Source organism: Streptomyces sp. MspMP-M5 (assembly GCF_000373585.1).
GTDB lineage: Bacteria > Actinomycetota > Actinomycetes > Streptomycetales > Streptomycetaceae > Streptomyces.
The window spans coordinates 119,349-141,158 of the sequence record NZ_KB891855.1 but is presented as its reverse complement, the minus strand read 5'-3'; the positions used below and the strand labels follow the sequence as shown (position 1 = coordinate 141,158).

General features: G+C 73.0%; 19 protein-coding genes and 1 tRNA gene. 11 read left to right on the top strand and 9 right to left on the bottom strand.

The features are described 5' to 3' along the window. Nucleotides 1–27 precede the first annotated feature (27 nt). Both B073_RS0105825 and B073_RS0105820 read right to left on the bottom strand, forming a co-directional pair. A complete protein-coding gene (locus tag B073_RS0105825; protein WP_018537154.1) occupies nucleotides 28–261 on the bottom strand; it encodes a chaplin in 234 nt (77 codons plus the stop codon). Between the two features lie 266 nt (nucleotides 262–527). Continuing rightward, nucleotides 528–1,853, bottom strand: a complete 1,326-nt coding sequence (locus B073_RS0105820) for a M20/M25/M40 family metallo-hydrolase (protein ID WP_018537153.1) — start codon at nucleotides 1,851–1,853, stop codon at nucleotides 528–530. 304 nt (nucleotides 1,854–2,157) lie between these two features. Here B073_RS0105820 and B073_RS0105815 point away from each other — a divergent pair. Beyond that, nucleotides 2,158–2,245: transfer RNA gene (locus B073_RS0105815), tRNA-Leu, on the top strand. A gap of 173 nt (nucleotides 2,246–2,418) precedes the next feature. After that, the gene (locus tag B073_RS0105810) at nucleotides 2,419–3,102 is read left to right on the top strand and encodes an HAD family hydrolase (RefSeq protein ID WP_018537152.1); all 684 of its coding nucleotides are present in this window, start codon (nucleotides 2,419–2,421) and stop codon (nucleotides 3,100–3,102) included. Nucleotides 3,103–3,155: 53 nt separating this feature from the next. Here the strand turns inward: B073_RS0105810 and B073_RS0105805 are convergent, their stop codons facing one another. Together B073_RS0105805 and B073_RS0105800 are read right to left on the bottom strand one after the other, a co-directional pair. Further along, entirely contained in the window at nucleotides 3,156–4,781 is a 1,626-nt protein-coding gene (locus B073_RS0105805) for an ABC-F family ATP-binding cassette domain-containing protein (RefSeq protein WP_018537151.1), read from the bottom strand. A 358-nt stretch (nucleotides 4,782–5,139) separates the two neighbouring features. Continuing rightward, nucleotides 5,140–6,570, bottom strand: coding sequence for a cytochrome P450 (locus B073_RS0105800; RefSeq protein ID WP_018537150.1), 1,431 nt, complete (start codon nucleotides 6,568–6,570; stop codon nucleotides 5,140–5,142). A gap of 148 nt (nucleotides 6,571–6,718) precedes the next feature. On the opposite strand from B073_RS0105800, the gene B073_RS0105795 reads away from it, so the two are divergent. Both B073_RS0105795 and B073_RS39200 read left to right on the top strand, forming a co-directional pair. Then, nucleotides 6,719–7,126, top strand: coding sequence for a hypothetical protein (locus tag B073_RS0105795; RefSeq protein WP_018537149.1), 408 nt, complete (start codon nucleotides 6,719–6,721; stop codon nucleotides 7,124–7,126). 255 nt (nucleotides 7,127–7,381) lie between these two features. After that, entirely contained in the window at nucleotides 7,382–8,203 is an 822-nt protein-coding gene (locus tag B073_RS39200; RefSeq protein ID WP_018537148.1) for a response regulator transcription factor, read from the top strand. On the opposite strand, the gene B073_RS0105785 is transcribed toward B073_RS39200, so the two are convergent. Both B073_RS0105785 and B073_RS0105780 read right to left on the bottom strand, forming a co-directional pair. Next, a complete protein-coding gene (locus B073_RS0105785; RefSeq protein WP_018537147.1) occupies nucleotides 8,179–9,603 on the bottom strand; it encodes an MFS transporter in 1,425 nt (474 codons plus the stop codon). The two genes, B073_RS39200 and B073_RS0105785, sit on opposite strands and share 25 nt — an antisense overlap. Further along, nucleotides 9,600–10,367, bottom strand: a complete 768-nt coding sequence (locus B073_RS0105780; RefSeq protein ID WP_078507904.1) for a winged helix-turn-helix domain-containing protein — start codon at nucleotides 10,365–10,367, stop codon at nucleotides 9,600–9,602. Before B073_RS0105780 ends, B073_RS0105785 begins: the two co-directional genes overlap by 4 nt. Before the next feature lie 183 nt (nucleotides 10,368–10,550). Between B073_RS0105780 and B073_RS0105775 the strand changes: the two genes are divergently transcribed. From B073_RS0105775 to B073_RS0105755, 5 genes are all read left to right on the top strand, one after another. Beyond that, nucleotides 10,551–11,447 (top strand): DMT family transporter, encoded by an 897-nt coding sequence (locus B073_RS0105775; RefSeq protein WP_018537145.1) that lies wholly within the window; start codon nucleotides 10,551–10,553, stop codon nucleotides 11,445–11,447. Between the two features lie 35 nt (nucleotides 11,448–11,482). Further along, nucleotides 11,483–12,034 (top strand): NUDIX domain-containing protein, encoded by a 552-nt coding sequence (locus B073_RS0105770; protein ID WP_018537144.1) that lies wholly within the window; start codon nucleotides 11,483–11,485, stop codon nucleotides 12,032–12,034. Nucleotides 12,035–12,167: 133 nt separating this feature from the next. Beyond that, a complete protein-coding gene (locus tag B073_RS0105765; RefSeq protein ID WP_018537143.1) occupies nucleotides 12,168–13,136 on the top strand; it encodes an MBL fold metallo-hydrolase in 969 nt (322 codons plus the stop codon). Nucleotides 13,137–13,311: 175 nt separating this feature from the next. Beyond that, nucleotides 13,312–14,361, top strand: a complete 1,050-nt coding sequence (locus tag B073_RS0105760; protein WP_018537142.1) for a phosphotransferase family protein — start codon at nucleotides 13,312–13,314, stop codon at nucleotides 14,359–14,361. Between the two features lie 7 nt (nucleotides 14,362–14,368). Beyond that, nucleotides 14,369–15,601, top strand: a complete 1,233-nt coding sequence (locus tag B073_RS0105755) for an acyl-CoA dehydrogenase family protein (RefSeq protein ID WP_018537141.1) — start codon at nucleotides 14,369–14,371, stop codon at nucleotides 15,599–15,601. A 146-nt stretch (nucleotides 15,602–15,747) separates the two neighbouring features. On the opposite strand, the gene B073_RS0105750 is transcribed toward B073_RS0105755, so the two are convergent. The 3 genes from B073_RS0105750 to B073_RS0105740 all read right to left on the bottom strand — a co-directional run bounded on the left by B073_RS0105750 (nucleotide 15,748) and on the right by B073_RS0105740 (nucleotide 18,898). Next, a complete protein-coding gene (locus B073_RS0105750) occupies nucleotides 15,748–16,359 on the bottom strand; it encodes a TetR/AcrR family transcriptional regulator (RefSeq protein ID WP_018537140.1) in 612 nt (203 codons plus the stop codon). Between the two features lie 116 nt (nucleotides 16,360–16,475). Beyond that, the gene (locus tag B073_RS0105745; RefSeq protein WP_018537139.1) at nucleotides 16,476–18,128 is read right to left on the bottom strand and encodes a class I adenylate-forming enzyme family protein; all 1,653 of its coding nucleotides are present in this window, start codon (nucleotides 18,126–18,128) and stop codon (nucleotides 16,476–16,478) included. After that, complete coding sequence (locus B073_RS0105740) at nucleotides 18,125–18,898, bottom strand: SDR family oxidoreductase (RefSeq protein ID WP_018537138.1); 774 nt, start codon at nucleotides 18,896–18,898, stop codon at nucleotides 18,125–18,127. The genes B073_RS0105745 and B073_RS0105740 overlap by 4 nt, the downstream gene beginning before the upstream one ends. Nucleotides 18,899–19,102: 204 nt before the next feature. On the opposite strand from B073_RS0105740, the gene B073_RS0105735 reads away from it, so the two are divergent. Both B073_RS0105735 and B073_RS0105730 read left to right on the top strand, forming a co-directional pair. Beyond that, nucleotides 19,103–20,377: an exo-beta-N-acetylmuramidase NamZ domain-containing protein gene (locus tag B073_RS0105735; protein ID WP_018537137.1), complete on the top strand. Its 1,275-nt coding sequence runs from the start codon at nucleotides 19,103–19,105 to the stop codon at nucleotides 20,375–20,377. 98 nt (nucleotides 20,378–20,475) lie between these two features. After that, complete coding sequence (locus B073_RS0105730) at nucleotides 20,476–21,801, top strand: MFS transporter (protein ID WP_078507910.1); 1,326 nt, start codon at nucleotides 20,476–20,478, stop codon at nucleotides 21,799–21,801. The last annotated feature ends 9 nt before the right edge of the window (nucleotides 21,802–21,810 follow it).

Genomic DNA, 21,810 nt, shown 5'->3' with positions numbered 1-21,810 from the left:
ATCGGGCCGGAAAGGCCGTCGATAACGTCAGTGGTTCACACAGAAGTTGCCGAAGGACGGGTTCAGCAGGCCGACCACGGAGATCGTGTTGCCGCACGCGTTCACCGGAACGTGTACCGGGGCCTGGACGACGTTGCCGGACAGCACACCCGGGGAGCGCACCGCGGCGCCCTGGGTACCGGAGTCGGCGACGGCCAGACCGGCGCCGGCGAGTACGACGCCACCGGCAACCGCTGCTGCGGCTACGACCTTCTTGATCATGGTTCCTCCTTGTAGGCAATGCGATCCCAGCCGCGGACCGCACCCACGTCAACGGAGATCAGGCTCATGAAGCTACGAACACATCGCAGCGTTCATCCTTTTCAGCGAAGCCAACCCCAAAGGCAGGGATTTCAGGCCGACTTCACGTTAGGCGCATGCCTTCACAGGACGAACCCCCAAGCCACACAAGGCCGATGCGCTCTACTCCACTTCTGGCCTCTCCACCTCCCCACCTCTCTCCCTCTCTCCCTCTCTCCCGCTCCGCCTCAACTCTGGTCGATGAACCGGTCGAGCACCCGCACCCCGAACTTCAGCCCGTCCACCGGAACCCGCTCGTCCACGCCGTGGAACATCCCGGCGAAGTCCAGCTCCGGCGGCAGCTTCAGCGGCGCGAACCCGAAGCCCCGGATGCCGAGATCGTCGAAGGACTTGGCATCCGTCCCCGCGGAGAGCATGTACGGCACGGCCCGCGCGATGGGGTCCTCGGCCTGGAGCGCCGACTGCATCGCGTCCACCAGGGCACCGTCGAAGGTGGTCTCCAGCGCCTTGTCCGCGTGAAGGTCCTCGCGCCTGACCCGCGGGCCCAGGAGCCGGTCCAGGTCGGCCAGGAACTCCTCCTCGAAACCGGGCAGGAAGCGGCCGTCGACGTGAGCAGTGGCCTCGCCAGGGATCACGTTGACCTTGTAACCGGCGCCCAGCTGCGTGGGGTTGGCGGTGTTCCGCATCGAGGCACCGATCAGCTTGGCGATCCCGCCGAGCTTGGCCAGCGTCGCGTCCATGTTCTCCGGGTCCAGCTCGGTGCCCAGCGCGTCCCCCAGCTCGTCCAGGAAGGCCCGCAGGGTCTTGGTCACCCGCACCGGGAACTCGTGCCGCCCCAACCGGCCTACGGCCTCGGACAGTTCGGTGATGGCGTTGTCCCGGTGGATCATCGAACCGTGCCCGGCCGAGCCGGCCACGGTCAGCTTCATCCAGTGCATGCCCTTCTGGGCCGTCTCCACGAGATACAGCCGCAGGTTCTCGTTGACGGTGAACGAGAAGCCGCCGACCTCGCTGATCGCCTCCGTCACTCCCTCGAACAGCTCCGGGTGGTTATCGACGAGGTACCGCGCGCCGTACGTACCGCCCGCCTCCTCGTCGGCGAGGAACGCCAGCACGATGTCCCGCGGGGGCTTGCGCCCGGTGCGCAGCCGGTCGCGCACGACGGCCAGCGTCATCGCGTCCATGTCCTTCATGTCGACCGCGCCCCGGCCCCACACGCAGCCGTCCGCGATCTCCCCGGAGAACGGGTGGTGGGTCCAGTCGTCGGCGTTGGCCGGCACCACGTCGGTGTGGCCGTGGATCAGCAGGGCGGGCCGCGAGCGGTCCTCGCCCTCGATCCGCGCGACGGTCGAGGCCCGCCCCTTGTGCGACTCGAAGATCTGCGGCTCCAGGCCGACCTCGGCGAGCTTCTCGGCGACGTACTCGGCGGCGGCGCGCTCCCCCGGCCCCGAGTGATCGCCGTAGTTGCTGGTGTCCATCCGGATCAGGTCCCGGCACAGGTCGACGACCTCGTCCTCGCCGGTGACCGTGCGTGCCGGCTGCGACTCGCTCATGCCCGGACCTCGCTTCGCCCGGCCCGGCCGGCGCAGGGCCCGCACCTCTCCATGGATCGCTCGCGAAGCTCGCTCACACTGCCTCCTCTTCGTTCACGGCCGCGGCGCACCCAAGAGCACCCCGCGGCGGGGTCCACCGCCATCCTCCACCCGGCGCCCGCTCCACCCAAGGCCGCAATACGCCCGACATGTGCGGTTCACAGCCACCGCGGCCGCTCCGGACCAGGCGTGATCGACCACCCCCGAACGTTTGCTATTGTTTTCCTCGTCGGAACGGCCCGGAGGCCGCAACGACAGACACCTTGTCCGGGTGGCGGAATGGCAGACGCGCTAGCTTGAGGTGCTAGTGCCCTTTATCGGGCGTGGGGGTTCAAGTCCCCCCTCGGACACCACAGACAAAAGACCTCGGATCTTCGAATCCGGGGTCTTTTGGCGTTTTGGGACGCTGAGTCGGTGCGTTGCCGGGGTTCTTCGCCGGCGGTGGTCGCGTCCGGTGTGCGGAATTTCCGTGCGGAGCTGCGGGGCGCGTGCGTAGGGTGCCCCCGTTCACGGTGGGTGAGAGGGGTTGTGGGCGGTGCTGATCTTTGATGCGGATGACACGTTGTGGGAGAACAACGTGATCTTCGAGCGGGTGATCGACGAGTTCACGGGGTGGTTGGCCGGGCCGGGGGTGGACCGGCGGGCGGTGCGGGGCGTGCTGGACGGGATCGAGGCGGCGAACGCGGTGAGGCTGGGGTACGGGAGCCGGGTGTTTCTGCGGAGCCTCGGGGAGTGTCTGGAGCGGGTGCGGGGGCGGGCGGCCACGGCGGCGGAGCGGGCGCGGATCGCCGGCTGGGGGGCGGCGTTCGCCGGGGACCGGGTGGAGCTGATCGCGGGGGTGGCGGAGACGCTGGCGGAGTTGGCGGGGCGGCACGAGTTGCTGTTGCTGACCAAGGGGGACGCGGAGGAGCAGCAGCGGAAGGTGGCGGCGTCGGGGCTGACCGGGCACTTCCGCGGGGTGCACATCGTGCCGGAGAAGAACGTGGCCACCTACGAGGAGCTGACCCGGGCCTACGGGCTGGTGCCGGAGCGGACGTGGATGATCGGGAACTCCCCGAAGTCGGACATCCTGCCGGCGCGGTCGGCGGGGCTGAACGCGGTGTACATCCCGCACGACCACACGTGGGTGCTGGAGCACGAGGAGCTGGATCCGGGGGATGCGAAGGTGCTGCGGCTGGGGGCGTTCGGGGAGTTGGTGCGGCACTTCTAGGGCCGGTTCGGCGCCGGCCCCGGAAGTGGCCCCGGGGGCGCTGGTGGTGTGGGTCAGAGGGGGTCGATGGGGGTGAGGGTGCCGGATTCGAGGGTCAGCCAGCGGGTGAGGGAGAGTTCGCGCAGGAAGCGGGGGTCGTGGCTGACCACGAGGAGGGCGCCCTCGTAGGAGTGCAGGGCGGTGACCAGGCTGCGGACGGAGGACATGTCGAGGTTGTTGGTGGGTTCGTCGAGGAGGAGGAGCTGGGGGGCCGGTTCGGCGAGCATCAGGGCGGCCAGGGCGGCCCGGAAGCGTTCGCCGCCGGAGAGGGTGCCGGTCTGCTGGTCGGCGCGGGCGCCCTTGAAGAGGAAGCGGGCGAGGCGGGCGCGGATGCGGTTGTTGGTGGCCTCCGGGGCGTAGCGGGCGACGTTCTCGACGACGGTGAGGTCGTGGTCGAGGACCTCGTCGAGGCGTTGCGGGAGGAAGCGGTGCGGGACGTGGACCTCGGCGGTTCCGGCGCTCGGCGGGAGGTCGCCGGTCAGGGTGCGGAGCAGGGTGGTCTTGCCGGAGCCGTTGCGGCCGGTGAGGGCGATCCGCTCGGGGCCGCGCACGTCCAGGTCGGCGCGGGTGCCGTGGCGGGTGCGCAGACCGGTGACGGTGAGGACGGTGCGGCCGGGCGGGACCGCGGTGTACGGGAGGTCGATGCGGATCTCGTCGTCGTCGCGGACGGCTTCGGCGGCCTCGTCGAGGCGCTCCCTGGCCTCCTGGAGGCGTTCGGTGTGCAGGGCGCGGTGTTTGCCGGCGGAGACCTGGGCCTCCCCCTTGCGGGCGTTCATGACGATCTTGGGCTCGCGTTTCTGGGCGTACATCTTGTTGCCGTAGCGGACCCGGCGGGCCAGTTTGACCTGGGCGTCGGCCAGTTCGCGCTTCTGGCGCGCGACGTCGGACTCGGCGGCCCGCACCATTCGCTCGGCCGCTTCCTGTTCGGCGGTGAGGGCCTCTTCGTAGGCGCTGAAGTTGCCGCCGTACCAGTGGACTTCTCCCCCGCGCAGGTCGGCGATCCGGTCGACGTGTTCGAGGAGTTCGCGGTCGTGGCTGACGACGAGGAGGACCCCGGACCAGGCGGCGACCGTGTCGTAGAGGCGGCGGCGGGCGGGCAGGTCGAGGTTGTTGGTGGGTTCGTCGAGGAGGAGGACGTCCGGGCGGCGGAGCAGCAGGGCGGCCAGCCGGAGCAGGACGGACTCGCCGCCGGAGACCTCGCCGATGGTGCGGTCGAGGCCGATGGCGTGCAGGCCGAGTTGGTCGAGGGTGGCGCGGGCACGCTCCTCGACGTCCCAGTCGTCGCCGACGGCGGTGAAGTGCTCCTCGCTCGGGTCGCCGTTCTCGATGGCGTGCAGGGCGGCGCGGGTGGCGGCGATGCCGAGCGCCTCGTCGACCCTGAGGTGGGTGTCGAGGGCGGCGTGTTGCGGGAGGTAGCCGACCTCGCCGACGGCCTTGACGCTGCCGGCGGTGGGGGTGAGTTCACCGGCGATCAGCTTCAACAGGGTTGATTTTCCTGATCCGTTGAGGCCGACCAGGCCCGTGCGTCCGGGGCCGACGGAGAACTGGAAGCCGTCCAGGACGGGGGTGCCGTCGGGCCAGGCGAAGCCGGTGTTGGTGCAGACGACGGCCGCGGCGGAGGCGGCGGGGGACTTTGACATACGGGTCTCCTGGGAGGTGTGCGCGGGGTGGGGCGATAGATGCGCAGGGAGACACCGCGGCAGTGCCGGGGACCGGGTACGCCGTGCGTACGCCGAGGTCGCGGACGGGCGCGCGGGGCGGGGATCGCGGAACGGATCGCCGGTCGCGGGCGCGGTGTCTGCCAGACCTCAGACGAGCAACGGCCTTCTCCTGTCGGGAGGGAAACCCGCCGGGCGCGGCCCGGGCGGGGTGGACGTCTACGACCGTAGAGGGTGGCGGGCAAGAATGCAAACGCTATTTCTGTTGCGTTTGCATTCCCGCCCGCGGTCTCACGCGTGGGCTGACCCGCCGCTGGAGCCGGTCCCGCCCCCGGGGCCGCTACAGGGCGCGGAGGCGTACCCGGGCCGGACCGGTGGCCTGGAGGGTGATGCCGGCGGCGACCGGCACCTCCTGGTCGAGGGCGGTCAGTTCGTGGGAACGGAGCAGGGTCGCCAGGGCCAGGACGGATTCCAGCATCGAGAAGTGCTGGCCGATGCAGACGCGCGGGCCGCCGCCGAAGGGGAACCAGGCGTAGCGGTGCCGCCCGGCCTCGCGCTCGGGGGCGAAGCGGTCCGGGTCGAACCGCTCGGGGTCCTCCCACAGGTCCGGGTGGCGGTGGGTGACCCAGGGGGCGACGACGACATCGGCGCCGGCCGGGAGGGGGAAGCCGGCGACCTCGGTGGCCTCGACGGCGCGGCGGCTGACGACCGGGGCCGCCGGGTAGAGCCGCATGGACTCCTTGAACGCCCTGGTGAGCAGCGGCAGTCGGTCCAGGTCGGCGGCGGTGGGCGTGCGGTCGCCGAGCACGTGGGCGACTTCGGCGCGGACCCGGGACTGTTCGTCGGGGTGCCGGGCCAGCAGGTGGAGGGTGAAGGCCATCGAGGTGGCGGTGGTCTCGTGACCGGCCAGCAGGAAGATCAGGACCTGTTCGCGGACCTCGGTGGCGTCGAGGGTGCCGTCCTCGTCGTTGCCGGCCGCGGCGAGCAGGGAGAGCAGGTCGTTGTGGTCCGGCTCCCCGGTGGTGGCGTCACCGGGGGCGGTGCGGCGCTCGGCGATGATCCGGTCGCAGAGCGCGTTGAGTTCGGCGGTGACCCGGCGGTTGCGGAGGTTCCTGGGGGTGGGCCAGTCGCGGGGGATCTTCACGGGGGTGTAGGCGCGGCGGACGACGTAGTCGTTGATGACGGGGGCGCAACGGTGGATGGCGGTCACCGCGGCCTCCGTGTCGACGCCGAAGAGGATGCGGGCGACGGTGCGCAGGGCGAGCCGGTTCAGCTCGGGGACGAGGTCGACCACGCCGTCCGCGGCCGACCGCCAGCGGGCGGCGACCGCGTCCGCCTCGGTGGCGACCGCCGCGGCGTAACCGTCGACCCGGCGCCGGGTGAACAGCGGCTGCACCAGCCGGCGTTGCCGGAGGTAGTCGGCGTCCTGGCTGGTGAGCAGGCCGTTGCCGAACGACTGGCGGACCTCCTCGTAGAACGGGTGGTCCTTGCGGAAGTTGGCGGCCTGGGTGGCGAGGACCTGCTGGACGCCCTCGGGCGCGAAGACGGCGTAGAAGACACTGCGCAGGCCGGGCGGGCCGGCCTCCAGGCGGACCACGTCGCCGTGTTCACGCTGGGCGCGTAAGAAGGCGCCGAGCGAGTCGCGGTGGAGGTCGAGCAGGGAGCCGATCACGGGGAGGCCGGCGGGGCCGGGGATCGGGCGCCGGGCGGAGGTCGGGGACGGGTGTGCGGTGCCGGAGCCGGTACGGGGCGAGGGATTGGTCAGGGCCATGCCCGGATGTCTGTCCAGGAACGGGCCGGGGAATGTCGCGCCCTCGCGTGGTCTGCGCTACGGGCGGGGTGGGGGCTGCGGCGGTGGACGGTGGGGCGGATGGCCGGGGGCCGGCGGTCGGTGCGGAGCGGCCCCGTACCATGACCGGATGATCGAAAAGCAGGTCGGGCGGGCGGGGCGGGCCACCGCGCAGCAGTGCCGGGTGACCGTCTGCCGCGGCTGCTGCTGCGGGGACGGGGCGAAGATCCCGGGGGTCGACCACGCCGGGCAGATCCCGCGGCTGCGGGCGGCGCTGGACGGGGCGGCGCCGGTCCGCGCCTCGGAGTGCCTGGACGTCTGCGACCAGGCGAACGTGGTCGTGGTGCAGCCCTCGGCCAACGGGCGGGCCGCGGGCGGCCGCCCGGTGTGGCTGGGCTTGGTCAACGACGACGCGGCGCTGGCGGACATCGCCGCATGGATACGCGCCGGTGGGCCGGGCCTCGCGGAGCCGCCCGGCGTACTGGACCTGTACGCGTTCACGGTGTCGCGGCGGGTGCGGGAGCAGTTGGAGAAGTAACGGGCTGGAGCTGGGGGCGGGAGCCGGGGCGGGGGTTCGGCGGCGTCGGGCGCGTGCTTGCAGCGGGGAGCGCTCGTCACCGTTGGCAACGTCACCGTTGGCCACGTCATCGTTGGGGCCTCGGAGACGGTGCGGCCGGGGTCTCGGCGCGCGAAGGTGCGCGTGCGGGTGTTGGCTGGAGGTATGAGGTTTCTCCTGAGGGCGCGCCCCGGGACGCGCCTCGCGGGAACGGCGGGCTGAGCGGTGCGCCGGGCAGTGCCGCCCGCTCCCCCGGGGCCGGCACCCGGGCCGCCGCACCGTGTCCTCGTCGTCGCGGACGACCCGGCCGTCGCCACGGCCGTCACCGCCGAACTCGCCCGCGCCGGCCACACCACCGCCTACGCCACCGACGGCTTCACCGCCCTCGAACTCGCCGCGGACTTCGCTCCGCACGCCGTCGTCCTCGATCCGGCGCTGCCGGGCATCGACGGCCTGGAGCTGCGCCGCCGGCTGCGGCGGGGCAGGGGCGGGCCGCCGGTCCCCGTGGTGCCGTTGGCCGCGGAGGGACCCGTAGGGACGCGGGAGCTGGTGGGGCGGGTGACGGAGGCGTTGCGCGGGGCCGGGGCCGGGGGCGCGGGCAGGGGCGGTGGCGCGACAGTGGCCGGCCGGTCCGCCGACGTCCTGCGGGTCGGGGAGGTCGTCGTCGACATCGGGACCGGGCGGGCACTCCACGCCGGGCGCGAACTCGCGCTGTCCAGGGACGAGTTCGCGCTGCTGGCGTTCCTGGTACGGCACCCCGGGCGGGTGTTCTCCCGGGAGCAGCTGCTCAAGCGGGTCTGGGGGCGGGACTTCGGCGACCTGTCGGCGGTGGCGGCGCGCATGGCACGGCTGCGGGCGGAGCTGGAGGCCGATCCCGCCGCGCCTCGGCTGCTGACGGAGGTGTGGGGATCCGGTTACCGCTTCGATCCTGGGGGCGGAGAGGTGGAGCCGGTGGGGGTGGGGGCCGGGATGGAGACGGCGTGGGGGCCGGTGGGCGGGCCGACCGAGGGAGTCGGCGCCGGGGGCGACGGGGGCTACGAGAGCGTCGGGGGCTCTTGATCGGTGCGGCTCAGGGTCGGGTGAGCAGGTCGAAGGTCGTCGCCGGGCGCGTCCGGGATCTTCGCGGCGTTCCCGTCAGAATGCGTCTCGGCGTTCCCGTCAGGATGCGTCTCGGCTTTCCCGTCGGCGTGCGTCTGGGAGTTCATGCAGGCGTTGTCCTCCGGGGGGTGGGACGGGAGGTCGCGGGCCGTGCGGATCGGTGAGACCAGGAGGATCAGGGCGGCGAGCGGGACGCCGGCGGTGGTGATCCACAGGGCCGTACGGACACCGAAGGCGGCGCCGAGCGCGCCGCCGAGCAGGGCGCCCAGCGGCAGCGTGCCGTAGTTGAGGAAGGCGGAGCCGGCGGTCACCCGGCCGAGCAGCGCCGGTGGACAGTACGCCTGCTGGAAGCCGGCCTTGAGGATGTTCCCGCCGACCACGCCCGCGGAGACGCCGAAGCCGCCGACGACGTACAGGGCGGCGCCGGGCCCCGAGGTGGTGAGCGGGATGAGCAACGCCGCGGCGGGCAGGCCGAGTTCGAAGAGCAGGGTGGCGCGGGCGGTGCCGATCCGCGCGGCGGCCCGGCGGACCGCGAAGGCGCCCGCGATCCCGCCGGTGCTCGCCACCGCCAGCACGGTGCCTACGGTGCCCGGCGCCAGCCCTGCCTCGCGTACCAGGAAGGCCGGCAGGATCGACTGGTATCCCATCAGGGCGAGGTTGGAGGCGGCGCCGAAGAGGGTCAGCGTGCGGAGCCAGGCATCGCCGGCGACCAGTCGCAGGCCCTGGGCGACCTCGGCCCGCAGGGACCGCGTGGCGCGCTCCCCCGGGCCGGCCGGGGGCGCCTCGCGGTGCCGGATGCCGAGCAGGCAGAGCAGGGAGACCAGGAAGGTGGCCGCGTTGGCGAACAACCCGTTGGCGGAGCCTGCGAGTTGGACCAGGAAGCCGCCGGCGCCCTGCCCGGCGAGCTGCGCCGCCGAGGCGCTGCCGTGCAGCTTGGCGTTGCCCTCGGGCCGGTCGGCGGGGGCGAGGAGGCCGGGGAGGTAGGCGCTGTAGGCGGTCTGGAAGACCACCGCGGCGGCGCCGCTCAGCAGGGCCGCGCCGATCAGCAGGCCGAGGCTCAGCCCGCCGCACCAGGTGACGACGGGGACCGCGGCGAACACCACCATGGAGAGCACGGCGGCGCCCAGCATCAGGGGGCGACGGCGGGCCCGGTCCACCCAGGCCCCGACCGGCAGCCCGATCAGCAGCCACGGCAGCCAGCCGCAGGCGCTCAGCAGGCCGACCGCGAAGGTGTCGGCACGCAGGGCCTCGACGGCGGTCAGCGGCATCGCCACCCCGGTGACCGCGGCGCCGAACTTGCCCGCGACCTCCCCGCACCACAGCAGCCGGAAGTCGCGGTGGCGGAGGAGCAGGCCGCTCACCGGGTCGTCCGGTCGGTGCGATCGGTGCGATCGGTGCGATCGGTGCGGCCACCATGGCCGGTCCGGTCGGTCCGGTCTGCCGGGTCCCGGTGCGTGACGTCCGGCCGCGGTGGGCCGTCCGCCCGCGGCCTGCGGGGGAAGGACTGGAGCTGGACGATGACGGGCTGCGCGGCGGCCGCGTCGTCCCCCGTGACGCCGGCGCTCCGATACCGTTCCACGACCTGCGACAACTCCTGGTTCAACGCCGCGAGTTGATTCGGCGTCAGCGCCAGGTCGTGCCACTGGGCGACCGCGCCGGCGTCCCGCCACTCCGCGCCCCAGTCCTCGGCGAGGTAGTCGACGACCCGGTTGAAGTGCTGCTGGACGATCTCGTGGACGTAGACCGAGAGGGGGCCGCGGGCGTCCGGATCGTCGCGGAAGTCGGTGGTGTCGAGCCGGCGGGAGACCGCCACCGCCCGCCACCAGCGCTCGCGCCGGGTGCCGCGGCCGGTCTCCTCCTCGATGAAGTCGTGGTCGGCGAGGTGGCGCAGGTGCCAGCTCACCGTGCCGGTGTTCTCGCCGAGCCGGCGGGCGAGGCCGGTGGCGGTGTCCGGGCCGTCGAGGGTCAGCAGCTCCAGGATGCGCATCCGCAGCGGGTGGGCGATTCCGCGCAGGCTGCGGGCGTCCATCCGGCGGGTGGGGCGGGGCGCGGGGGATGCCGGGGACGCGGAAGCGTCCCCGCCGGCCGGTTGCCGGTTGCCGGCGGGCACGTCGTCATGGCTCATGAACGTCAGCCTAGAGATGCAGAGGACTCTCTGCACAGAGTTCTCTGCAGAGAATCCTCTGCCCGTGGACGGTGGTACAGACGGGTACGCGCGAGAATGGCGCCGTCGAGGGGCGCGTTTCGGCCATGGTGGCTGACTATCCTCGGGCGCACCCCCCGCCCCGCGCGATACGAGGTGTGCGACGTGACGGTGATCCTGCTCGCCCTTGCCGCGGCATGCTGTCTGGGCACCGGGTTCGTCCTCCAGCAGATCGCGGCGCAGTACGCCCCGCCGCAGGACTATCTCTCCTTCCGGCTGCTGCTCGACCTGGTGCGGATGCCGCGCTGGGTGGCCGGGATCGCGCTGATGGTGGCGGGGATGGCGCTGGGCGCGGTGGCGCTGGGGATGGGCGACATCACCCTGGTCGAACCGCTGATGGCGACGAACCTGCTGTTCGCGATGGCACTCGCGCGCCGGATCTCCCGGCAGCGGCTGGGCCGCAGCGGGTGGGCCGGGCTGTGGCTGCTGGCCGGCGGGGTGACGGTCTTCATCGTGGCCGGGCAGCCGCACGGCGGGCACAACAGCGAGGTCGGGCAGCTGGCCCAGTGGCTGATCATGGGCGGGGTGCTGGGCGTCGCCCTGGTGCTGGCGGCGGTCGCCAAACGGGAACGGGTGCACGTCAGTCTGGAGGCGGCTCTGCTGGGGGTGGCGGCAGGGCTGCTGTACGGGCTCCAGGACGCGCTGACGCGGATCAGCGGGCTGCGGTTCACGGCGGGCGGCTGGCGGGCGCTGCTGACCAGTTGGCAGCCGTACGCGATCGTGGTGCTCGGGGTGCTGGCGCTGGTGATGGTGCAGAGCGCCTTCGAGTCGGCGCCGCTGCGGATGTCGCTGCCCGCGCTGACCGCCGCGCAGCCGCTGGCGGGGATCGCCTGCGGGGTCGGCTTCCTGGGCGACCAGCTGCGTGTGACGCCCGGGGCGCTGGCGTTCCAGGCGGCCGGGATCGTCGCGGTGGTGACGGGGATCGTGCTGATCGGCAGCCATCCGGCGATGCCGCCCGGGAGCGGCGCGGCCGACGACGTACGGGAACTCCAGCCGCGCTGAGGCGGGGGGCCGCCGCGGGGTGGTTCGATGGCCCCATGAGCGATCAGCGACCGGTCAGCGAGCAGGAGCCGCTCAACGCGGACGAGATCCTCGACGTCGTCGACGAGCACGACCGGGTGGTGGGGCAGGCCCCGCGGGCGGTGACCTACGCCCGCCGGCTGCGCACCCGGTGCGCGTTCGTCCTGGTCCGGGACGCCGAGGACCGGATCTTCGTGCACCGGCGCACCCCCCGGAAGCTGGTGTTCCCCGCGCATTACGACATGTTCGTGGGCGGGGTGGTGGGCGCGGGTGAGAGCTACGACGAGGCGGCGCTGCGGGAGGCCGAGGAGGAGCTGGGGGTGTCCGGGCTGGCCCGGCCGGAGCCGCTGTTCCGGTTCCTGTACGAAACGCCCGAGCACACCTGGTGGTCGGCGGTCTACGAGGTGCGCTGCACCCTTCCGGTGGCGCCCCAGGAGGCGGAGATCGACTGGCACGCGTTCCTGCCCGAGGAGGAACTCGCCCGGCGGCTGGAGGAGTGGCCGTGGACGCCCGACGGGCTGGCCGCGTACCGGGAGCTGACGGCCCGGCGGGCGGCCGGGGAGGTCTGATCGGGGCGGCCGGAGTGGTGGGCGGGCGGCCGGGAGGTACCGTTGCCGGGTCCGTGCGGCGCCGGTCCGGCCGCCGGCTCCGGTGTCCGCGCGGACCGACCGATCGACCAGCATCGACCAGCACGGAGCGGACATGACGGACCATCAGCGGACCACCACGGAGGCCACCACGGACGCCGGCGCGGGCGCCGACGCCGTGCCCGAGCCCTACCTCACCGAACTCGCCCCGGGCGTCCACGCGTTCATCCAGCCGGACGGCGGCTGGTGCCTGAACAACGCGGGCTTCGTCACCGACGGCACCGCCACCCTGGTCGTGGACACCGCCGCCACCGAGCGGCGGGCGCGGCTGCTGCGCCGTCGGATCGCGGAGACCGGCGCCCCCGTGCCCCGTACGGTCGTCAACACCCACCACCACGGCGACCACACCTACGGCAACGGCGTGTTCGCGCCGGAGGCGACGATCATCGGGCATGCGGCCTGCCGGCGGGAGGTGCTGGCCGCCGGGTACCAACTGCACGCGGTGTGGCCCGAGGTGACGTACGGCGACATCCGGCTCACCCCGCCGGAGGTCACGTTCGAGGACCGGATGACCGTGCACGTCGGGGAGTCCGAGGTGCAGCTGATCCATCCGGGGCCGGCGCACACGCTCGGCGACACCGTCGTCTGGCTGCCGCGGCAGCGGGTGGTCTTCACCGGCGACCTCGTCTTCCACGGCGGCACGCCGTTCGTCCTGATGGGCTCGTTGAGCGGGTCGCTGCGGGCGATCGAGCTGCTGCGGTCGCTGGGCGCGGAGACGGTGGTACCCGGGCACGGTCCGGTGGCCGGGCCGGAGGTCTACGACGAGGTCGAGGGGTATCTGCGGTTCGTCGGGGAGCTGGCGCGGGAGGGGCGGGCGGCCGGGCGGACGCCGCTGGAGGTGGCCCGGGAGGCGGATCTGGGCGCGTTCGCGGGGCTGGCGGAGCGCGAGCGGCTGGTGGCCAACCTGCTGCGGGCGTACGCGGAGCTGGACGGTGCGGCCCCGGGGGCGCCGCTGGACGTGGTGGCGGGGTTCCAGGCGATGGCCGAGATGAACGGCGGGGTGGCGCCGGCCTGCCACGCCTGAGCGGGCAGTCGGGGGCGGGGCGCCGGCCGGTGGAAGTGGCGGAAACACGTCGGGTGACCGACGCCCCACGGCGGGGCACTGGACTCCATACCGACTAGTCGGCATGATCGGGCGGGACGGGCCCGCCGGCCCTGCACCGCCCAACCGTCACGTCACTCCGTACGGAGGAAGCACGATGAGCAACGGCACCCCGCCCCCGCCGGCCGCCGGGGAGGCACCACCCGGCCTCGATCCGGAGCGCCTGCGGCAGCATCTGGACCGGGAGCGGCCGGGCCTGGTCTCCGGGCCGCTGCGGGCACGGCTGATCGAGGGCGGCCGGTCCAACCTCACCTACCGAGTCACCGACGGTGCCGCCTCCTGGGTCGTCCGCCGGCCGCCGCTCGGCCATGTACTGGCCACCGCGCACGACATGAGCCGCGAGCACCGGGTGATCAGCGCGCTGCACGACACCGCGGTGCCGGTGCCGGAGACGCTGCTGCTGTGCGAGGACGAGACGGTGCTCGGCGCGCCGTTCTATGTGATGGAGCTGGTGGCGGGCACCCCGTACCGGACCGTGGACCAGCTGGCCCCGCTGGGTCCAAAGCGGACCCGGGCGGTGGTGCTGTCGCTGGTCGACACGCTGGTGGAGCTGCACGCGGTGGATCCGGCGGCGGCCGATCTGGCCGGCTTCGGGCGGCCGGACGGCTTCCTGGAACGCCAACTCCGGCGGTGGGGAAAGCAGTTGGCGGCCTCCAAGAACCGCGATCTGCCCGGCATCGACGCGCTCCACGAGGCGCTGGGCCGGGCGTTGCCCCCCTCGCCCGCGCCGGCCGTCGTGCACGGCGACTACCGGCTGGACAACGTGCTCGTCGGAGCCGACGACACCATCACCGCGGTGCTGGACTGGGAGATGTCCACGCTCGGCGACCCGCTGACCGACCTGGGGCTGCTGGCGATGTACTGCACCGATCTGGGGCTGCCGGAGTCGCCGGTGAGCACCACCAGCGGCGCGCCGGGGCACCCCGCCCCCGAGGAGCTGATCGCGCGCTACGCCGAGCGCTCGGGGCGGGACACCTCGCGGATCGCCTGGTACACCGCGTTCGCGTGGTTCAAACTCGCGGTGATCCTCGAAGGAATCCACTACCGCTACACGCTCGGCCAGACGGTCGGCGCGGGCTTCGACCGGATCGGCGAGCTGGTGCCCGTCTTCATCGACCGCGGACTGACCACTCTCAAGGAAGGCTGAGGCACCGATGGACTTCGCATTCGATGCCCGTACCGAGGAACTGCGGGCGAAGCTCGAGGCGTTCATGGCCGAGCACGTCCACCCGGCCGAGCGGGTCGCGGAGGAGCAGCGGGCCGCACTGGCCTCGCCGTGGGACACCCCGGCGGTCGTCGAGGAGCTCAAGGCCGAGGCGCGCCGGCAGGGGTTGTGGAACCTGTTCTTCGTAGACCAGCACAGCCTGCCGGACGAGGAGTACGGCGCGGGGCTGACCAACCTCCAGTACGCGCCGCTGGCCGAGATCACCGGCCGCAGCCCGCAGTTGGCGCCCACCGCGCTGAACTGCGCGGCGCCGGACACCGGCAACATGGAGGTGCTCGCGCAGTTCGGCGACGCCGAGCAGAAGAAGCGGTGGCTGGAGCCGCTGCTGGCGGGCGAGATCCGGTCGGCGTTCGCGATGACCGAGCCGGAGGTGGCCTCGTCGGACGCCACCAACATCGAGACCCGGATCGAGCGGGACGGCGACGACTACGTCATCAACGGCCGCAAGTGGTACATCTCCGGGGCGATGAACCCGCTGTGCCGGATCTTCATCGTGATGGGCAAGACCGACCCGGACGGCCCGGACATCCGCCGCCAGCAGTCGATGGTGCTGGTGCCGCGGGACACCCCCGGCCTGACGGTGAAGCGCGCGATGCAGGTCTACGGCTACGAGGACCACTACCACGGCGGGCACGCGGAGGTGCTGTTCGAGGACGTCCGGGTGCCGGTCGGGAATCTGATCGGCGAGGAGGGCGGCGGCTTCGGCATCGCGCAGGCGCGGCTGGGGCCCGGCCGGATCCATCACTGCATGCGGCTGATCGGGATGGCCGAGCGGGCCATCGAGCTGATGTGCCGGCGGGCGGTGGCCCGTACGGCGTTCGGCAGGCCACTGGCGCAGCAGGGCGTGGTCCAGGAGTGGATCGCGGACGCCCGGGTGGCGGTGGAACAGCTGCGGCTGCTGGTGCTCAAGACCGCCTGGCTGATGGACACCGTCGGCAACAAGGGCGCGCACACCGAGATCCAGGCCATCAAGATCGCCACTCCGCGCACGGTCGTGGACATCCTCGACAAGGCGGTCCAACTGCACGGCGCGGGCGGCGTGAGCCAGGACTTCCCCCTGGCGGAACTCTGGGCCGCCGCCCGCACACTGCGGCTGGCGGACGGTCCGGACGAGGTACACCAGCGGTCGCTGGCACGGCGGGAGATCAAGCGGTACGTGTAGCGGCGGGCGCGAGGTCCGTACCCGCGGGCGTGGGGGCCCGTAGGGCGCGGTCGAACGGTTCCCGTAGGGGGCGGGCGCGCCCCCTACGGGGCCACAGCGGGACGGGGCGGAGCAATTCCTGCGGCGGGGTCGGGGGCCGGGCCCCGTCAGGGCCGCAACGCCCGTAGCAGCAGGTCGGCCAGGTGGTCGGCGACCTGTTGGGGGGTGAGGGGGCCGTTTTCGCGGTACCAGGTGCCCAGGTGGTGCACCGAGCCGAAGTGGTAGTCGACGACGAGGTCGGCGGGGACGTCGGCGGTGAAGACCCCGGTGCGCTGGCCCTCCTCGATCAGTGCGCGGAACCGCTCGTGGTAGCGGCGCCGCTCGGCCCGCACCTGCCTGTCCTTCTCCGGGCTCAGATGGTGCATCGAGCGGAAGAAGATCTTGGTGTCGTCGAGGTTCTCGATGGTGGTGACCACGACGTCCGCGGCGGCGTCCCGCAGCCGGCGCTCCACCGGCGCGTCGGCGTCCGCGAAGCGGTCCAGCCGCTCCTGCTGGAGCCGCAGCACCCGGCCGTAGACCTCGTGGAGCAGGTCCTCCTTGGAACCGAAGTAGTGGTAGAGGGCGCCCTTGGTGACGCCCGCCGCGTCCACGATCTCCTGCACCGAGGTGCGGTCGTAGCCCTGCTCCGCGAAGAGCCTGGTGGCGGTGGCCAGCAGCCGCTGCGCGACGGGCTTCGCCGTGCCGCTCCCGTTGCCCGCGCCGTCCTTGATGCCGGCCATCGCCCTCACCTGATCCTCTGTTCCGCTGTTCCTCATGTGCGTCCGTCATGCGCACCCGGCCTGCGTCCATCATGGGCGCCTGCCCGCGTCCGGCCGGCGCACCGGCCTGCGCTCCTTCATGCGCGCCGGCGCAGCTCCCGTCGAAGGATCTTGCCACTCGCGGTCTTGGGAAGCTCCGGCAGGATCTCCACCACCCGGGGATATTTGTACGCGGCGAGCCGCTCCTGGCAGTAGGCGGCCAGCTCGGCGGGGGCGGCGGACGCGCCGGGACGTAGGCTGACGTACGCCTTGACGGTCTCGCCGCGGTACGCGTCGGGTACGCCGACCACGGCCGCCTCGCGTACCGCGGGATGGGTGTAGAGGACGTCCTCGACCTCGCGGGGCCAGACCTTGAACCCGGACGCGTTGATCATGTCCTTCTTGCGGTCGACGACGTACAGCCAGCCGTCGCGGTCCATGAACCCGATGTCGCCGGTGCGCAGTTCGCCGTCCGGGATGGCCTCGGCGGTGGCGTCCGGGCGGCGCCAGTAGCCGGGCACGACCTGCGGGCCACGGACCGCGATCTCGCCCTGTTCGCCGAACGGCACGTCCCGGCCGGCCTCGTCGATGATCCGGATGACGGTGTCCGGGCCGGGGACGCCGACCGCGAGGGTGCCGGAGACCTTGTCGACCGGTGCCTCCCTGCCGGGCGGGACGGTGGCGCAGGGCGCGGTGCACTCGGTCAGGCCGTAGCCGTTGTGGAGGTGCGGGCCGAAGGCGGTGCGGAACTTCTCGACCAGGGCCGGCGGCAGCGGCGCGCCGCCCGAGCTGAGGGTCCGGAAGGAGGTGAAGTGCCCCGGGGTGACGTCCGGGTGGGCCATCAGCGCCATGTAGGCGGTGGACGGGCCGACGGTGAAGGCCGGGCGGTGCTCCAGGAAGGCGTCCAGGACGGTGCCGGCCTCGAAGCGGTGGGCCAGCGCCAGGGTGCCGGTGTTGGCGAGGCAGGCGGCCAGTTCGCAGACCATGCCGGTGATGTGGAAGAGCGGGGCGAGCGCGAAGTAGGTGGCGCCCTCGGCGAGTTCGAGGCCGGTGCGCATCCGTTCGGCGTTGTAGCTGATGTTGCCGTGGGTGTTGGTGGCGCCCTTGGGGGTGCCGCTGGTGCCGGAGGTGTAGCTGATGAGCGCGATGTCGTCGGCGGCCGGTTCGGGGGCGGCGGGGGCTTCTCCGCCGGTCCGGGCGGCCGTGAGCAGGTCGTCGGCGCCGTCCTGGGGACCGGCCGGTTCGCCACGCAGCACGCGGGGGTCGTCGCGGGTCTGGAGTCCGCGTTCGTCGGCGGTGAGGGCGATGCGGACGGAGGGCGCCTCGGCGGCGGTGGCGCGCAGGAAGCCGGCCCAGGTGTGGTCCGCGCAGAGGACGGCGGTGACCTCGGCGTCGTCGAGGATGTGCCGGGTCTCCGCCGCCTTGTACATGGGGTTGACGGGGACGACCACACCGCCGGCCTTCCAGACGGCGAGCGCCGCGAGCACGAAGTGCGGGGTGTTCTGGAGCATCACCACGGCGCGGTCGCCGGGACGGAGGCCGCGGGCGGCGAGGTGGCCGGCGAGGCCGTCGGAGAGCGCGTCGGTCTCGGCGTAGGAGATCCGGCCGTCGAAGTAGGCGAGCGCGGTGCGGTCGGGGGCGCGGCGGGCCGCGGCGCGGAAGGCGTGCAGCACGGAGGGCGGCGGTTGGACGGGGGCGCGCTGAGCCTCGGTGAGCAGGGCCAGCCACGGCTTGTCCTGGTAGGAGGTCACCGGGCCTCCCCCGCGCGCTCCTCCAGCTTCCGCTGGAGGTGGTTCATCCCGGTCAGCCAGCGGTCCGGGTCGGTGGCGCGGGCGGTGTAGTAGTCGCCCACCTCCGGGTGCGGCAGGACCAGGAAGCGGCCCGCGTCCATGGCGGCGAAGAGCGCGTCGGCGACCGCGTCCGGTTCGATGGCGGTCGGGGTCAGGACAAGGTCGCCGGCGGCCCCGGTGGCGGCGAGCATGTCGGTCCGTACGCCCTGCGGGCAGATGGCGTGCACCTCGATGCCGCGGTGGCGGTAGGTCAGCGACAGCCACTCGGCGAAGGCGTAGGCGCCGTGCTTGGTGACGCTGTAGGGGGCCGCGGCGACCATGGTGAGCAGGCCGGCCGCGGAGACCGTGGAGACGAAGCGGCCGCTGCCGCGCGCCAGCCACTCCGGCACCAGTTCGCGCGCCGCCCGCACATGGGCCATCACGTTGACGTCCCAGGCCAGTGCCCAGTCGTCCTCGGGCGCCTCGGGGCCGCCGCCGGTGCCGACGCCGGCGTTGGCACAGAAGACGTCGATGGCGCCGCCGAGCGCCTCGCGGGCCGGGCCGACGATGCCGGAGGCGTCGCCGGGGACGGCGACCGCGCCGATCTCCTGTGCTGTCTTACGCGCCTTGGCCTCGTCCAGGTCGTTGACCACGACCCGGGCGCCCTCGGCGGCGAACCGGCGGGCGAGTGCGGCGCCGATCCCCCCGCCCGCTCCGGTTACGACAACGGCCTTGTCCCGTACGGCTGCCACGCTGTGTCTCCCTCGGTCGTCGCCCTGACGTGCGTCCGCGCACCGGTCGTGCCGGCGCACCGGCAGGGGCAGACTAACCAGTCGGTATGTCTCGGCGGAAGGCTCTGTTTTCCGTCACGGCCGGGCGCGTTCCGTCCCGGCCCCGGCCGCGTTAGCGTGCACACGACACACATCGGGTCGACCACCGCTCACGGAGGTGTGCGCATGGCTCTGTCGAGACGTGTTCTGCTGGGGCAGCTGGCGGCGACCGGGGCGGCGGCGGTCACCGCGGGTCCGGCCCCCGCCCAGGCCGCGCCGGGCACCGGCAGCAGGCGCCGGGTGCGCACCGGCTTCGACCGCCTGGCCGCCGACGGCTACCGCCTCCTGGACGGCCGGCGGGTGGGCGTCGTCACCAACCCCACCGGCGTCACCACCACGCGACGGGCGGTCCGGCACATCGTGGACGTGATGCACGCCGACCCCCGGGTCCGGCTCACCGCGGTCTTCGGCCCGGAGCACGGCTTCCGGGGCACCGCCCAGGCCGGCGGCTCCGAGGGCCGCTCCACCGACCCGGCCACCGGCCTGCCGGTCTACGACACCTACGACAAGAGCGGCCGCGAACTGGCCGACATCTTCACCGCCTCCGGGGTGGACACCGTCGTCTTCGACATCCAGGACGTCGGCGCCCGCTTCTACACCTACATCTGGACGCTCTACGACTGCATGGTGGCGGCGGTCCTGGCGGGCAAGCGGTTCGTGGTGCTCGACCGCCCCAACCCGGTGACCGGCCGCGCCGCGACCGGTCCCGTCCTGGACCGGCGGTTCGCCTCCTTCGTCGGCCGGGAGCCGATCGCCCAGGCACACGGCATGACGGTGGTGGAACTGGCGCTGCTCTTCAACGACGTCTTCGTGCCGCGGGCCGCCGGACGGCCGGTGGCGCTGGAGACCGTCGCCATGACCGGCTGGCGCCGCACCGACTTCTTCGACGCCACCGGCCTCCCCTGGGTGCCGCCCAGCCCCAACATGCCCACCGCCGACACCGCCCTGGCCTACGCCGGCACCTGCCTCTTCGAGGGCACCAACCTCTCCGAGGGCCGCGGCACCACCCGCCCCTTCGAACTCCTCGGCGCCGCGGGCCTGGACCACCGCTGGGCCGACGCGGCCACCGAACTGGGCCTGCCCGGCGTGTACTTCCGCGAGGCGTACTTCGCGCCCACCTTCTCCAAGTTCCAGGGAAAGACGATCGGCGGCCTTCAACTCCACGTCCACGACCGCACCGCCTTCGACCCGGTCCGCACCGGCCTCGCCCTCGTGCTCACCGCCAAGCGCCTCTGGAAGGACTTCGCCTGGATGCCCGACCACTTCGACCACCTGACCGGCACCGACACCGTCCGCACCATGATCGACGCGGGCGCCGGCGTCGACGAGATCGCCGAGTCCTGGCAGGACGGGCTGCGCAGCTTCCGGGCGGTGCGGAAGCGGTATCTGCGATACCGGTGAGCCCGGGCCGGCGGCGGGCCCCGCCCGACATCTCACCATCCAAGACGGGCCATTCCGCCTATTGACTGCCCTCTGCATCGACCGTGAGAGTGCGGCTCGTGCACAGTGACGCGACATCAGCGAGACCGGCGGACAAGCCGGTCGAGAAGGCGGCCGGCGGGGAGAGTCTGCGGCGGGTGGCCGTGGCCTCGTTCATCGGGACGGCCATCGAGTTCTACGACTTCTACATCTACGGCACGGCCGCGGCGCTGGTGCTGAACAAGGCGTTCTTTCCGACGCTCGATCCGGTCAACGCCACGCTGGCGTCGTTCTCCACCTACGCGGTGGCGTTCGCCGCGCGGCCGCTCGGGTCGCTGGTGTTCGGCCACTTCGGCGACCGGGTCGGGCGCAAGTCGGTGCTGGTCGCCTCGCTGTTGCTGATGGGGCTGTCGACGGCGTGCGTCGGACTGCTGCCCGGGTACGGGACGTGGGGGATCTGGGCGCCGCTGATGCTGATCCTGCTGCGGTTCCTCCAGGGGATCGGGCTGGGCGGCGAGTGGGGCGGGGCGGCGCTGCTGGCGGTCGAGCACGCGCCGCGAAGCCGGCGCGGGCTGTACGCCGCGTTCCCGCAACTGGGGCCGTCCGTGGGGTTCTTCGCGGCGACCGGGGTGTTCTGGCTGCTGTCCGAAGCGATGAGCGATGCGGCGTTCCGCGCGTGGGGCTGGCGGGTGCCGTTCCTGCTGTCGTTCCTGCTGGTCGGGGTGGGGCTGTTCGTCCGGCTGAAGATCAGCGAGACGCCGGTCTTCGCGAAGGTGCGGGACGCGCAGGAGGCCGGCCGGGTGCCGGCCGTGGACGTCCTCCGGCGCCATCCACGGGAGTTGCTGCTGGGCGCCGGCGGGATGATCGTCGCGTACGGGCTCTTCTACACCGCCACCACCTACTGCCTCGCGTACGCCACCGGCAGCCTGGGTGTCTCCCGTACCACCATGCTCGGACTCTCGCTGGTCGCCTGCCTGTTCCTGGCGGCGGGCACCTGGCTGGCCGCGACCCGTTCCGACGGCGTCGGGCGCCGGAAGCTGGTGCTGGGCGGCGCGGGGCTCGCGGTGGTGTGGGGGCCGGCGCTCTTCCCGCTGCTGGACACCCGGCAGCCGGTGCTGATCGCGCTGGGCGTCGGCGGGGCGCTGTTCTGCATGGGCGTGGTCTACGGCCCGATGGGCGCCTATCTGCCGGAGCTGTTCGGGACCACCGTCCGCTACTCGGGCGCCTCGCTCGCCTACAACCTGGGCGGGGTACTGGGCGGGGCGGTCGCGCCGCTGGTCGCCACCCGGCTGCAGGCGGCGTTCGGCTCGGCGTCGGTGGGCTGGTACGTGAGCGCGATGGCGCTGGTGTCGCTGGGGTGCGTACTGGCGCTGCCGGAGACCCGGGAGCGGGAACTCACGGGCTGAGCGGCGGGC